Source organism: Enterobacter sp. 241F3 (genome assembly GCF_034106785.1).
Lineage (GTDB): Bacteria > Pseudomonadota > Gammaproteobacteria > Enterobacterales > Enterobacteriaceae > Enterobacter > Enterobacter vonholyi.
In genome coordinates, this window is the sequence record NZ_JAWNDD010000014.1 from 1 (window position 1) to 12,835 (window position 12,835).

Sequence of the window (12,835 nt, forward strand, 5' to 3'; positions counted from 1 at the left end):
CCCCATGCCGAACTCAGAAGTGAAACGCCGTAGCGCCGATGGTAGTGTGGGGTCTCCCCATGTGAGAGTAGGGAACTGCCAGGCATCAAATTAAGTAGTAAGCCGGTGCATTAATCCGGTGGTTACAAGCAGTCTTCGGTGGAGCGGTAGTTCAGTCGGTTAGAATACCTGCCTGTCACGCAGGGGGTCGCGGGTTCGAGTCCCGTCCGTTCCGCCACTTATTAAAAGCCCTGAGCGTTAGCTCAGGGCTTTTTTCTTATCTGACGCTTAATTATTGCGAAATCAGCAAAAATCCTCTGCGTTTTGCGATCTTTTTCTCTATAACAACGCCAGCGATAATCGTCCTCAGTTTACGAACATAACGATTGAGGAATAGTATGACTCTCCCTGCATTTGGTCTGGGCACTTTCCGCCTTAAAGACGACGTTGTTATTGCATCAGTTAAAACCGCACTCGAACTGGGCTATCGCGCGGTTGATACGGCGCAGATCTATGAAAACGAAGCTGCCGTAGGACAAGCTCTCGAAGAGAGTGGTGTACCGCGTAATGAGCTGTTCATCACCACGAAAATCTGGATTGAGAATCTCAGCAAAGACAAGCTGATCCCAAGCCTGAAAGAAAGCCTGAAAAAACTGCGTACAGACTATGTAGATTTGACGCTGATCCACTGGCCATCACCGAACGATGCCGTCTCCGTGGAAGAATTCATGCAGGCATTGCTGGAAGCGAAAAAGCAGGGATTAACCCGCGAAATTGGGATCTCCAACTTCACGATCCCGCTGATGGAAAAAGCTATTGCTGCTGTTGGCGCAGAAAATATTGCGACCAACCAGATTGAGCTGTCTCCGTACCTGCAAAATCGTAAAGTCGTGGACTGGGCAAAACAGCACGGGATCCACATCACCTCATACATGACGCTGGCCTATGGTAAGGCGCTGAAAGATGAAGTGATTACGCGTATCGCTGAGAAACATAGCGCGACTGCCGCGCAGGTCATTCTGGCATGGGCAATGGGTGAAGGTTATGCCGTGATCCCATCTTCAACTAAACGTGAAAACCTGGCGAGCAACCTATTAGCAACGGATCTTCATCTGGATGCTGACGATAAAAAAGCGATCGCAGCCCTGGAATGCAACGATCGCCTGGTCAGCCCGGAAGGTTTAGCTCCTGACTGGGATTAAGTTTGACCCGCCCTCTGTAACCTGAACCCTCACACAGCTCCTCCGGGAGCTGTTTTTATATGTTCACTCAGAAAATCAATAAAGGCACGAATGCGCGTACTCACCGCTCTGTCACTGTAATACACCGCGCTAAAAGGCATTTCGACCGGCAGGCGTTTATCGGCCATCAATTCCACCAGCTCACCCCGGGCAATCTCCTTATCAATCATATAGTCTGACAAGCAGGCGATACCATTTCCTTCAAGGCACAGCTGCTTCAGCGTTTCCCCGCTGTTAGATGACAATCCGCTCGTAATTTCATGAAGTTGACCATCATGACAGGCGACAGGCCAGGTGTTCAGCGATACCGGCTCCGTAAAGCCCAGGCACAGATGCTGCTTCAGTTCTTCAACCGTCTCCGGTTTACCATGTTCAGCAATATACTGTGGCGACGCGATAATTTTACGGTAGCTGGCAAACAGAGGGCGGGCACGCAAGCTTGAATCGGTCAGCGTTCCCGCCCGAATAGCCACATCCACTTTACGCTCGATGAGGTTAATAAACGTCTCTGAGGAGACGAGAGAAAGCGTCATCTCCGGATAGCGTTCGCGGAAAGGTTTAATCAGCGGCATCAGAAAGTGAAGCACAACCGGCGTGGCTGCATCAATGCGCAGTAATCCGCGCGGCGTGCTGCGGGTCTCCATTATCTCGGTCTCCGCTGCGGCCATCTCCTGCAGTACCGACTGCACGCGGCGAAAATAACGCTCTCCTTCTTCCGTCAGGCTCAGCTGTCGCGTCGTTCGGTTGAGCAGACTCACTCCAAGCTTCATCTCCAGTTTTTTTACCGAACGGCTGATGGCTGAGTTAGCCTGTCCCAGCTGTTCGGCCGCGCGGCTAAAGCTGCCGCTTTCAACGACGGCGACAAAGATTGTCAGCTCTTCCGATGTAGCTTTCATTGTTGCACCACCTGCAAAATTCTATTGAGATTTTGACCATTTTTGTTATTTAAGCACTGGCGCATACTGCCTGTCATCTTAATCCTGATGATACGGAGTATTTTATGCCACTGGCGCTACTTGCCCTGACGATCAGTGCCTTTGCAATTGGCACGACTGAATTTGTTATCGTGGGGCTGGTTCCCACTATTGCTAACCAGCTTGCGATCTCGTTACCCTCTGCCGGGCTGTTGGTGTCTATCTACGCCCTGGGCGTCGCCGTCGGGGCGCCAGTGCTGACGGCACTGACCGGGCGTTTTCCGCGTAAGCAGCTGTTAGTCGCGCTGATGGTGCTATTCACCGCCGGCAACATTCTGGCCTGGCAGGCACCGGACTACACCACGCTGGTGATTGCCCGTCTGTTGACCGGCCTTGCGCACGGGGTGTTCTTTTCGATTGGTTCCACTATTGCAACCAGCCTGGTACCCAAAGAGAAAGCGGCCTCCGCTATTGCGATCATGTTTGGTGGACTGACCGTTGCACTCGTTACGGGCGTACCGCTGGGAACGTTCATCGGACAACACTTCGGCTGGCGTGAAACGTTCCTGGCCGTCTCCTTACTGGGCGTCATTGCCCTGGTGACCAGCCTGCTGCTGGTGCCGTCGAATATTCCAGGCCGGGCGAGCGCCAGCCTGCGCGATCAGCTGAAGGTGCTTACGCATCCGCGTTTGCTGATCATCTACGCGGTAACTGCATTGGGTTATGGCGGCGTATTCACCGCTTTCACCTTCCTGGCGCCGATGATGCAGGATCTGGCTGGCTTCTCCCCCAATGCCGTAAGCTGGATTTTGCTGGGATACGGTATTTCCGTTGCCATTGGCAATATCTGGGGCGGCAAGCTTGCAGATAAGCATGGCGCGGTACCAGCGCTGAAATTTATCTTCGCCGCGCTGGTTGTTCTGCTGATGATTTTCCAGTTCACCGCTTCGATACACTACGCCGCGCTGGTCACGGTACTGGTCATGGGGATCTTCGCCTTTGGCAATGTGCCCGGGCTTCAGGTCTACGTTGTACAGAAAGCCGAGCTTTATACGCCTAATGCAGTGGATGTGGCTTCCGGCCTGAATATTGCCGCTTTTAATATCGGTATCGCGCTGGGCTCCATCGTTGGTGGGCAAACCGTCGAACACTTCGGATTAACCCAGACCCCGTGGATTGGAGCGGTGATTGTCCTGGTGGCCTTCCTGCTGATTGGCCTGAGCGGGCGCCTTGATAAACCTGCTCGGATCGCGCTGGGTTAATATAAGTAAGCGCTTGCTGACAAAACTGGAAAGCGGTTTCTCAGAAATTGCGTTGAAAGTATGACCTAAAGTCCCTATAACATTAGAACCAGTCCGTTTTCCGGGCTGGTTCATGTTACAGAGGCTGTTTCCAAAAGTGCGAAAAAATACCTATGCCATGCGTTATGTAGCCGGAATGCCCGCGGAGAGGATCTTGCCTCCGGGGTCATTTGCGAGCATAAGCCAGGCATTACCCGCCGGCACGCCGTTAAGCAGCGATGAAAAAATCCGCGTACTGGTGTGGAATATCTTTAAGCAGCAGCGTGCCGAATGGTTATCGGTACTCAAGAATTTTGGAAAAGATGCCCACCTGGTTCTGCTCCAGGAGGCGCAAACCACCCCGGAGCTGGTACGGTTTGCCACCACGAACTATCTTGCCGCCGACCAGGTGCCTGCATTTGTCCTGCCGCAACATCCCTCAGGCGTGATGACGCTTTCTGCAGCACATCCCGTCTATTGCTGTCCGCTGCGCGAACGCGAGCCTATCCTGCGTCTGGCGAAATCGGCGCTGGTGACGGTCTATCCGCTGCCGGATACCCGAATGCTGATGGTTGTGAATATCCATGCGGTAAATTTCAGCCTGGGCGTGGATGTCTACAGTAAGCAGTTACTTCCCATTGGCGATCAGATAGCGCATCACAGCGGGCCCATCATTATGGCCGGCGATTTCAATGCCTGGAGCCGTCCGCGCATGAATGCGCTCTATCGCTTCGCGCGCGAAATGTCGCTGCGTGAAGTTCGTTTTAGCGACGACCAGCGCAAAAAAGCCTTTGGTCGTCCTCTCGATTTCGTCTTCTATCGTGGTTTGAGCGTGCACGATGCCTCTGTTCTGGTGACGCGCGCCTCGGATCATAACCCTCTACTAGTCGAATTCAGTCCCGGCAAACCTGATAAATAATGGTGTGTCAGGTCTGCCGTGGGGCAGGCCTGCGCGGGTGCTGCCCTTTATTTTTCACTCACAAAGGACAGTACGATGACAACAACACACTCCCATCATGACAACGTAGAAAGACAGTTTGGTTCTCAGGCAAGTGCCTATCTGAGCAGCGCCGTGCACGCTTCCGGTCGCGATCTGGTGCGTCTCGGTGAACGTCTGTCTGCGTTCCCGCAGGCGCACGTTCTGGATTTAGGCTGCGGGGCTGGGCATGCCAGCTTTACGGCTGCGCAGCAGGTGGCGCAGGTTACCGCATATGACTTATCCAGCCAGATGCTGGACGTCGTTGCCGAGGCGGCGAAAGCGAAGGGGCTGAACAACATCAATACGCGCCAGGGCTATGCCGAATCCTTACCGTTTGATGATGCGTCGTTTGAGGTGGTTATCAGCCGTTATTCCGCGCACCACTGGCATGATGTCGGCCAGGCATTACGAGAGGTCAAACGCGTTCTGAAGCCGGGCGGCACATTCATCATTATGGATGTGATGTCACCTGGGCATCCGGTGCGCAATATCTGGCTGCAAACGGTGGAAGCGCTGCGCGACACCTCGCATGTGCAAAACTACGCCAGCGGAGAGTGGTTATCGCTTATCACGGAAGCGGGACTGATTACACGCTCGTTAATCACAGACCGTTTGCCGCTGGAGTTTAGCTCGTGGATAGCGCGTATGCGCACCCCGGAAGCATTAAGTCAGGCGATCAGGCTGTATCAGGAGAGTGCATCCGCGGAGGTAAAGGCGTACTTTGAACTGCAAAACGATGGTTCATTCACCAGCGATACCATCATGGCTGAAGCGCAAAAAGCGGGATAAACAAAAAAGGCACCGAGGGGAATCGGTGCCTTTTTATCTTTCGATCGTGCTATCAGGAGTCTGGCGTAGCACTGTTCTTCACAAACAGCGTCAGCTGGTCGCCAGGTTTCAGATTGTCAGTATCATTGTTCCAGCGCATCACATCCTTGATGTTTACGCCGTGTCGTTTTGCGATACTGGACAGTGAATCGCCCTTGCGCACGCGATAGGTAATGCTATCGCTGTTGCTGGCGAGACGCTGTGCGCTGCTACCTGCACCTACCGTCAGAGTCTGACCCACTTTCAGGCCGGAGCTGCGCAGATTATTCCACTGCTGCAGATCTTTCGCATTCACGCCAAGACGTGACGCAATGCCCGAAAGCGTATCACCTGAACGAACCTTATAGCTGCGGCTGTTGACTGATGATGCATCCGCGATCAGCGTTGACTGAACGGCGGCGATTTCACCAGAAGCTAAAGACTCACGTAACTGGTCAGCATGTTTCTGCGGAACCATTACATACTGCGGGCCACTTGCCCCCAGGGTTGAGCCTTTAACGCCAGCATTAAAGGTTTTCAATTTACTTACCGACATACCCGTCATATCAGCAACCTGTTGAATATCAACTGGATTGCTGAGGCGAACACGCGCCAGTGCACGACTTTCGTCTGGTGTTGGCAGTTGTACACCGTAACGCTTGCTGTTCTTGAGAATATCGCTCAAAGCCAGCATTTTCGGTACGTAAATCTTTGTTTCCTGTGGCAGTGAGAGCGACCAAAAATCGGTGGATTTACCCCGTGCTTTATTCGCTTTCATTGCCTTCAGTACACGACCTTCGCCACTATTATACGCTGCGACCGTTAACAGCCAGTCGCCGTCAAACATCTTGTTCAGACGTTGCATCATGTCGAGAGCGGCTGTCGTTGAAGCGACAACATCGCGACGCGCATCATAGTTGCGGGTCTGTTTCAGACCATAGTTTCGCCCTGTGCTCGGAATGATCTGCCAAATGCCTGCGGCATTGGCGCCAGACGTCGCGTGTGGGTCAAAAGCGCTCTCCACTATGGGTAGGAGTACCAGCTCCATAGGCATGTTACGTTTCTTAACTTGCCCGGCTATCCAGTACATATACGGCTCTGCCCGTAACGTTACATCGTGGAGATAGCTCTTATTTCTTAAATACTTCTGTTTCTGTTCGCGAATCCGGGTATTTTCCGGAATTCCCATCTTTAGCTCGTCGCCAATAGAGGTCCACAAGTCTTGATCCTGCGCGAAAGATGTTCCATCGTCCATCCAGCGCGCCGAACTTGCAAACTTCCCTGCTTCCCCTTGACCAGCTGCAGAAAGGCTCTGTGCGTGCTGTTGTACGTTGCTGCCATTCTGTGACTGGCAACCTACAAGCAGGACAGAGGCGAGTAATATCGCTTTTGCCTTCATGTGTGTGTCAATAGTTGCTTAAAAGACGAGCGATGATAACGGCGAAATTTTGAAAAGGCAACCCGCAATTATCTGAAGTTATCTTTCTTTGACCTTAACCATGCAAATCGCTGTTCTGGTTGTTGCAAATTTGTTTCTTGGTTAATTTTATTAATTAAATCAGTATCATCTGTTCGTAAAAATAAATTAATTTGGCGCTCGTTTTTCAGAATTACGGGGAGTGTTTTTTGGTTTTTTGCACGTAACTCCTTCACTTTGTGATAATAATCCTGAATCGCCCGATCCTCAGGCAACAGGCTGACGGCAAACTTCATATTTCCTAATGTATACTCATGAGCGCAACAAATAACGGTGTCATCGGGCAATGCGTTAATCTTCTGTAAAGACTGGTACATTTGCGCTGGCGTACCTTCAAACAGTCTTCCGCAGCCTCCGGAGAACAAGGTATCGCCGCAAAAAAGATAAGGCTTACTGTAGAAACACAGATGTCCCAAAGTGTGACCCGGTGTAGCAAATACGGAAAACTCCCACTCACGTATGAGGATATTTTCGCCTTCTTCGACTACATGCGTGATTCCCTTATCTTGTGCTTCTGCCGGTCCGTAAACCACAAGATGCGGAAAATGAGCGTGCAGTTCAGGCACGCCGCCAGTGTGATCGTTATGATGATGCGTCAACAGAATGGCTTCTGGCTGCCAGTCGTTCTCTTTTATTGCGCGTAGAACAGGGGCCGATTCTCCGGGATCGACAATGACGCATCGACGATCGTCGTCAACCAAAACCCAGATGTAATTGTCCTGAAACGCTGGAATACTGATAAGATTCATACATTACCTCTTATAGCGTGGCGGGTGTTTTGATGAAACCGGCAAGGATACCTCAGACTGTCGCAGCACCGGAACGTTGGGCGGAATTGCCCTGGGGTGAATATTATCGCGAAGCGTTAGAACAACAGCTGAAGCCCTGGCTCGCGAAAATGTATGGCTTTCACCTGCTTAAGATTGGCAATCTCAGCGCGGAAATCAATACCGAAAGCTGCGCTATCTCGCATCAGGTCAACGTCTCTCTCGGCGGATCGCCGGTTCAGGTAAAAGCAGATCCGTTGCATCTGCCGTTTGCGGAAAAATCCGTTGATGCGTGTTTACTCGCTCACACGCTGCCCTGGTGCAGCGATCCGCATCGTCTGCTTCGTGAAGCCGATCGCGTGCTTATTGATGACGGCTGGCTGGTACTTAGCGGATTCAATCCGTTAAGCCTGATGGGGCTGCGTAAGCTGGTGCCGGTGCTACGCAGGAATCCACCTTACAACAGCCGGATGTTCACCATGATGCGCCAGCTCGACTGGCTTTCACTGCTGAACTTTGAAGTGCTCTGCTACGGTGGTTTTCAGGTGCTGCCCTGGGCGCGTCAGGGTGGCGTGGTGCTGAGCACCCATCTCCCCGCCCTGGGCTGTTTGCAGTTTATCGTCGCGCGTAAGCGAACCATTCCCCTTACGCTTAACCCCATGAAGCAGAGCAAATCGAAAACGCCAATCCGCCAGACCGTTGGCGCCACGCGGCAATACAAAAAGCCGTGATCAGGATTCGGGCTGATAGCCCGCGTCCTCATGCGCAGGGTTAGCGGCCGCCGCACGCGCCAGTTCGTCGCAGCGTTCGTTTTCCGGGTGGCCTGCGTGCCCTTTAACCCACTCCCATTTAATCTGGTGCTGACCCAGCGCAGCATCAAGACGTTTCCAGAGATCGACGTTCTTGACCGGTTTCTTATCGGCGGTTTTCCAGCCGCGTTTTTTCCAGTTATGGATCCACTGGGTGATCCCCTGACGCACGTACTGACTGTCGGTACTTAACACCACGTCACAATGTTCTTTTAATGCCTCCAGCGCCACGATGGCCGCCATCAACTCCATCCGGTTGTTGGTGGTCAGAAAATAGCCTTCACTAAAGGTTTTTTCGTGCTGGCGATAGCGCATAATCGCGCCGTAGCCGCCGGGCCCTGGGTTACCGAGACAAGATCCATCGGTGAAAATTTCTACCTGTTTACGCATCTCTGGTAGACTTCCTGTATTCGAAACGTTCAGTTAAACGATAAGTCTGACATAAATGACCGCTATGAGCACTGCAATTACTCGCCAGATCGTCCTCGATACCGAAACCACCGGTATGAACCAGATCGGCGCGCACTACGAAGGGCATAAGATCATCGAGATCGGCGCCGTTGAAGTGGTGAACCGTCGTCTTACGGGGAACAACTTCCACGTTTACCTCAAGCCCGATCGGCTGGTGGACCCCGAAGCGTTCGGCGTTCACGGGATTGCCGATGAGTTCTTGCTGGATAAGCCGACGTTTGCGGATGTGGCTGACGAGTTCCTGGAATATATCAGGGGCGCCGAGCTTGTCATCCATAACGCCTCGTTCGATATCGGCTTTATGGACTATGAATTCAGCAAGCTTAATCGTGATATCCCGAAGACGAACACCTTCTGTAAGGTAACAGACAGTCTGGCGCTGGCAAGGAAGATGTTCCCCGGCAAGCGTAACAGCCTGGATGCACTCTGCTCGCGCTACGAGATAGACAATACCAAGCGAACGCTCCACGGGGCGTTGCTCGATGCCCAGATCCTGGCCGATGTCTATCTGACGATGACCGGCGGGCAGACGTCAATGAAGTTCAGTATGGAAAATGAGTCTCAGCAGACGCAGGGCGAAGCGGGCATTCAGCGTGTTGTTCGTCAGGCCAGTCGGCTACGGGTTGTTTTAGCCAGTGACGAAGAGCTGCTTAACCACGAATCCCGTCTTGATCTGGTGCAGAAGAAGGGCGGCAGCTGTCTCTGGCGTGCCTGAAAAAACGCCGGAATGCCTGTAAAATCATCGTTTGGGCGATTTTTGCAGCAAACGATTCAAAACGCGAGAAAAAGCGTTGACGAGATCGGAGGCGCACCGTAATATGCGCCTCGTTCCCCAAACGGGAACAGTGGAGCGGTAGTTCAGTCGGTTAGAATACCTGCCTGTCACGCAGGGGGTCGCGGGTTCGAGTCCCGTCCGTTCCGCCACTATTCAGAAGGCCTGAATCAGAAATGATTCAGGCCTTCGTCGTTTCAGCATTCTGTAATCTCATCCTCTCTCTTATCGTTAACAAAAAGTTAATGTCTATAGTGCAATTAATTAACAATTGCACAGGTGTAGTGCGTTATTTGCACTGTTGTTGTGCATTGCCACCGCGCCTCTCTTCAGACCTCATTCAGAATGTGTCTTTCTGTAAAAATAATTCACGCAGAATCATTTGGTTATCTCCCGCTTGCCAAAAAAATACCGAACCAATTACGTATTGGTTTGGTTATTGCTTAATCATTAGCACGATAAGCTTCATTCCATATCAATAACTTATCGTTAATAAAAATAAAGCAATGATGAAAGCGAGCGAACCAATATGGAAAAACCGTCACGGTTTCTGGCCAATTCCAGCACCGCGCTTGAGCAGTTGCGCGGGCTAATCAACCAGCATGAGTCAACACCAGGCATACCGCTGCCCACGGAACGTGAGCTGTCGGACACACTCGGCGTAGGACGACGTGAAGTGCGTCGTGCGCTCGACGTGCTGGAAGAAGAGGGGCGCATCTGGCGTAAGCAGGGCAAAGGGACCTTTATTGGCCCGGCGGCACCCGTTGAACCGCTGGCCCTTCAGGGATTGGTTCAACAGACCAACCTTCTGGAAGTGATGGAAGCTCGTCTACAGCTCGAACCCGGCTTAGCCCGGCTTGCGGCACTGCGTGCCACCAGGGAAAACCTCGCGCTTATGCAGCGCATGCTGGAACGCATCGACAAGGTCAGCCCGGACGACCGCGATCTCAACGAACTCTGGGATAGCGCCTTTCACCGGGCTATTGCCGAGGCTGCGGGCAACCGCCTGATGCTCGGCCTGTTTGATGCCATTGATGCCGTTCGGCGCGAACCGGGCTGGCAGCATCTTCGTGAATTAGCCCGCACGCCCGAACGTGTCGACAGCTATAACGACCACCACCATAAGATCATGTCTGCGATTATCCATCGCCAGCCTAATGAAGCCGCGGCCGCCATGCGCGAACACCTGCTCAGCCTGCAAACCGCCCTGATTCAGGCGATCCACCTTGAGGACGACTTCACGCCATGACGACAATCCCCTTTAAGGACGCCACGCCCGTACTGCAAGTCCAAAACCTCAACGTTACGTTCGCGGGCTCGCCGGTTAGCGTGCTTGACGGTATCTCATTGACCGTCAGGGCGGGCGAAACGCTGGCGCTGGTGGGAGAGTCCGGCTGCGGGAAAAGTATTACCTCACTGGCGCTGATGGGGTTATTGCCCGCCAGCGCACGGATCGTCAGCGGGGAGATGCTGTTTCGCCGCCACGATCTGCGCAAGCTCTCGCCGCGGGAATATGCCGACCTGCGCGGCAGCGAGCTGGCGATGGTTTTTCAGGAGCCGATGACCTCGCTCAATCCGGCATTTACGCTGGGGGATCAGCTGAGCGAAGCGGTTATGCGACACCAGAACGTCTCGCGCGCAGAGGCGATGAAGGTCGCGCTGCAGATCCTCGAGAAAGTGCAGATCCCGGCGGCAGAGATGCGCCTCAAGGCTTATCCTCACCAGCTTTCCGGCGGCATGCGCCAGCGGGTGATGATTGCAATGGCGCTGATTAACCACCCCAAACTGCTGATTGCCGACGAACCGACCACTGCGCTCGACGTCACCATCCAGGCGCAAATCCTCGCCTTGCTCAATACCTTGAAAGAGGAAACCGGCACGGCGGTGATGATGATCACCCACGATTTAGGCGTGGTGGCCGAAGTGGCACAGCAGGTGGCGGTGATGTATGCCGGACAGGTAGTGGAGCAGGGGAGCGTGGAGGCGATATTTGCCGATCCGCAGCACCCTTACACCATCGGCCTGATGGGCTCGATTCCCTCTCTTGGCGCACGCAAGGGCCAGCTCTCCACCATTCCCGGCGCGGTCCCGCTCCCGGAATCCATGCCGCAAGGCTGCCGTTTTGCGACGCGCTGCCCGTTTGCGCAGTCGCGCTGCCATGATGAAAAACCGCAGCTCACCACGCTCGGCGCGGGCCATCGGGTCGCCTGCTTCCGCGTGCCGCTCGAACATCACATTGCCCTGGGAGAGACCGCATGACCACGCCCATACTTGAAGCCCGTGACCTCAGCAAGCTTTTCCCAGGCCCCAAAAAGCTCTTTACTCCGGCACGGTTTGTCACGGCGGTCGATCGCGTGTCGCTTGCCGTCATGCCGGGCGAAACGCTGGCGATTGTCGGCGAGTCCGGTTCCGGAAAATCCACGCTTGGCCGTCTGCTGCTGCGCCTGCTGGCCGCCAGCGAAGGGCGCGTATTTTATCAGGGGGAAGAGATCACCCACGCCTCGGGCGCGCGCCTCAATCAGCTCCGCCGCGAGCTGCAGATCATCTTTCAGGATCCCTTCGCGTCCCTGAACCCACGCATAACGGTGGAGCAGATCGTCGGCGAGCCGCTGTGGCTGCACCAGAACATGAAGAAAGCGGACCGCCAGTACCGCGTTGCCGAGCTGCTTAAAACCGTGGGCTTGCCTGCCGCCTGGGCTGGGCGCTATCCGCACGAGTTTTCCGGCGGACAACGCCAGCGTATCGGCATTGCGCGCGCGCTGGCCTCGGGACCGAAGCTGCTGCTGGGGGATGAGCCGGTTTCCGCGCTGGACGTCTCCGTCCAGGCGCAGGTGGTTAACCTGCTGGAGAGCCTGAAGAACCAGCTGGGGCTGACGATGGTGATTGTCGCCCACGGTCTGGCGGTGATCCGCCACATGAGCGATCGCGTGGCGGTCATGTATCTCGGGCAAATCGTCGAGCTTGCCACCGTTGACGAGATTTTTGACGCGCCGCTGCACCCCTATACTCAGGCGCTGATCGCCTCGGCGCCGCAGATGCAGCCGGGCACTGAACGCGACGCGCCGCTGCTGCAGGGGGATCTGCCCAACCCGGCCAGCCCGCCGTCCGGCTGCCGTTTCCACACCCGCTGCCCGTACGTCACCGACGAATGCCGCCAGGTCGAGCCGATCAATCAGGTGCTCGACGGTGGACGTCAGGTTGCCTGCCACCGCTGGCAGGAGATCAACCGCGATCGCAGCGTTATTCAGATCGCACCGCCATCCGCCGCATTTCTGCGCCGCCGCGCGCTGTTTGAACACGCGGTTACCCACTCGTCCCTTCCTTCAAGGAACTCATGAT

Annotated in this window: 13 protein-coding genes and 2 tRNA genes; 11 read left to right on the forward strand and 4 right to left on the reverse strand. The window is 54.3% G+C overall.

Going from position 1 to position 12,835, the window contains the following annotated elements:
- The first annotated feature begins 140 nt into the window (after positions 1-140).
- Positions 141-217: transfer RNA gene (locus UR504_RS20845), tRNA-Asp, on the forward strand.
- A gap of 160 nt (positions 218-377) precedes the next feature.
- The gene (gene dkgB / locus UR504_RS20850; protein WP_115874283.1) at positions 378-1,181 is read left to right on the forward strand and encodes a 2,5-didehydrogluconate reductase DkgB; all 804 of its coding nucleotides are present in this window, start codon (positions 378-380) and stop codon (positions 1,179-1,181) included.
- A gap of 29 nt (positions 1,182-1,210) precedes the next feature.
- Here dkgB and yafC read toward each other — a convergent pair whose 3' ends face one another.
- Entirely contained in the window at positions 1,211-2,116 is a 906-nt protein-coding gene (yafC, locus tag UR504_RS20855) for a DNA-binding transcriptional regulator YafC (protein ID WP_045909864.1), read from the reverse strand.
- A gap of 104 nt (positions 2,117-2,220) precedes the next feature.
- Here yafC and UR504_RS20860 point away from each other — a divergent pair, with 104 nt between their 5' ends.
- The 3 genes from UR504_RS20860 (at position 2,221) to UR504_RS20870 (ending at position 5,182) form a co-directional block, all read left to right on the forward strand.
- Positions 2,221-3,396 carry an MFS transporter gene (locus UR504_RS20860; RefSeq protein ID WP_271366804.1) on the forward strand — a complete coding sequence of 392 codons (1,176 nt, stop codon included), beginning with the start codon at positions 2,221-2,223 and terminating at the stop codon, positions 3,394-3,396.
- 136 nt (positions 3,397-3,532) lie between these two features.
- Complete coding sequence (locus UR504_RS20865) at positions 3,533-4,333, forward strand: endonuclease/exonuclease/phosphatase family protein (RefSeq protein WP_024909448.1); 801 nt, start codon at positions 3,533-3,535, stop codon at positions 4,331-4,333.
- Positions 4,334-4,408: 75 nt separating this feature from the next.
- Positions 4,409-5,182: a class I SAM-dependent methyltransferase gene (locus tag UR504_RS20870; protein ID WP_274242139.1), complete on the forward strand. Its 774-nt coding sequence runs from the start codon at positions 4,409-4,411 to the stop codon at positions 5,180-5,182.
- Positions 5,183-5,234: 52 nt separating this feature from the next.
- On the opposite strand, the gene mltD is transcribed toward UR504_RS20870, so the two are convergent.
- Together mltD and gloB are read right to left on the reverse strand one after the other, a co-directional pair.
- Positions 5,235-6,599, reverse strand: a complete 1,365-nt coding sequence (gene mltD, locus UR504_RS20875; protein ID WP_115874287.1) for a murein transglycosylase D — start codon at positions 6,597-6,599, stop codon at positions 5,235-5,237.
- A 68-nt stretch (positions 6,600-6,667) separates the two neighbouring features.
- Positions 6,668-7,426: a hydroxyacylglutathione hydrolase gene (gene gloB / locus UR504_RS20880; RefSeq protein ID WP_115874288.1), complete on the reverse strand. Its 759-nt coding sequence runs from the start codon at positions 7,424-7,426 to the stop codon at positions 6,668-6,670.
- Positions 7,427-7,458: 32 nt separating this feature from the next.
- Here gloB and UR504_RS20885 point away from each other — a divergent pair, with 32 nt between their 5' ends.
- The gene (locus UR504_RS20885) at positions 7,459-8,175 is read left to right on the forward strand and encodes a class I SAM-dependent methyltransferase (RefSeq protein ID WP_115874289.1); all 717 of its coding nucleotides are present in this window, start codon (positions 7,459-7,461) and stop codon (positions 8,173-8,175) included.
- On the opposite strand, the gene rnhA is transcribed toward UR504_RS20885, so the two are convergent.
- A complete protein-coding gene (rnhA, locus tag UR504_RS20890) occupies positions 8,176-8,643 on the reverse strand; it encodes a ribonuclease HI (protein ID WP_008500276.1) in 468 nt (155 codons plus the stop codon).
- A 64-nt stretch (positions 8,644-8,707) separates the two neighbouring features.
- Between rnhA and dnaQ the strand changes: the two genes are divergently transcribed.
- From dnaQ to UR504_RS20915, 5 genes are all read left to right on the forward strand, one after another.
- A complete protein-coding gene (gene dnaQ, locus UR504_RS20895; protein ID WP_025912581.1) occupies positions 8,708-9,439 on the forward strand; it encodes a DNA polymerase III subunit epsilon in 732 nt (243 codons plus the stop codon).
- A 132-nt stretch (positions 9,440-9,571) separates the two neighbouring features.
- A tRNA-Asp gene (locus UR504_RS20900) sits at positions 9,572-9,648 on the forward strand.
- A gap of 377 nt (positions 9,649-10,025) precedes the next feature.
- Positions 10,026-10,745, forward strand: coding sequence for a FadR/GntR family transcriptional regulator (locus UR504_RS20905; RefSeq protein WP_023334601.1), 720 nt, complete (start codon positions 10,026-10,028; stop codon positions 10,743-10,745).
- Positions 10,742-11,755: an ABC transporter ATP-binding protein gene (locus tag UR504_RS20910; RefSeq protein ID WP_302234115.1), complete on the forward strand. Its 1,014-nt coding sequence runs from the start codon at positions 10,742-10,744 to the stop codon at positions 11,753-11,755. The genes UR504_RS20905 and UR504_RS20910 overlap by 4 nt, the downstream gene beginning before the upstream one ends.
- Positions 11,752-12,834 carry an ABC transporter ATP-binding protein gene (locus UR504_RS20915; protein ID WP_302234118.1) on the forward strand — a complete coding sequence of 361 codons (1,083 nt, stop codon included), beginning with the start codon at positions 11,752-11,754 and terminating at the stop codon, positions 12,832-12,834. The genes UR504_RS20910 and UR504_RS20915 overlap by 4 nt, the downstream gene beginning before the upstream one ends.
- Position 12,835: the final 1 nt, after the last annotated feature.

Excerpts from the sequence above, each read along its gene's own strand:
- UR504_RS20910 (WP_302234115.1), top strand. The coding sequence starts at position 10,742 with ATGACGACAATCCCCTTTAAGGACGCCACGCCCGTACTGCAAGTCCAA.
- mltD (WP_115874287.1), bottom strand. The coding sequence starts at position 6,599 with ATGAAGGCAAAAGCGATATTACTCGCCTCTGTCCTGCTTGTAGGTTGC.
- dnaQ (WP_025912581.1), top strand. The coding sequence starts at position 8,708 with ATGAGCACTGCAATTACTCGCCAGATCGTCCTCGATACCGAAACCACC.
- yafC (WP_045909864.1), bottom strand. The coding sequence starts at position 2,116 with ATGAAAGCTACATCGGAAGAGCTGACAATCTTTGTCGCCGTCGTTGAA.
- UR504_RS20870 (WP_274242139.1), top strand. The coding sequence starts at position 4,409 with ATGACAACAACACACTCCCATCATGACAACGTAGAAAGACAGTTTGGT.
- rnhA (WP_008500276.1), bottom strand. The coding sequence starts at position 8,643 with ATGCGTAAACAGGTAGAAATTTTCACCGATGGATCTTGTCTCGGTAAC.
- UR504_RS20885 (WP_115874289.1), top strand. The coding sequence starts at position 7,459 with ATGAAACCGGCAAGGATACCTCAGACTGTCGCAGCACCGGAACGTTGG.
- UR504_RS20860 (WP_271366804.1), top strand. The coding sequence starts at position 2,221 with ATGCCACTGGCGCTACTTGCCCTGACGATCAGTGCCTTTGCAATTGGC.
- UR504_RS20905 (WP_023334601.1), top strand. The coding sequence starts at position 10,026 with ATGGAAAAACCGTCACGGTTTCTGGCCAATTCCAGCACCGCGCTTGAG.
- gloB (WP_115874288.1), bottom strand. The coding sequence starts at position 7,426 with ATGAATCTTATCAGTATTCCAGCGTTTCAGGACAATTACATCTGGGTT.
- UR504_RS20915 (WP_302234118.1), top strand. The coding sequence starts at position 11,752 with ATGACCACGCCCATACTTGAAGCCCGTGACCTCAGCAAGCTTTTCCCA.
- dkgB (WP_115874283.1), top strand. The coding sequence starts at position 378 with ATGACTCTCCCTGCATTTGGTCTGGGCACTTTCCGCCTTAAAGACGAC.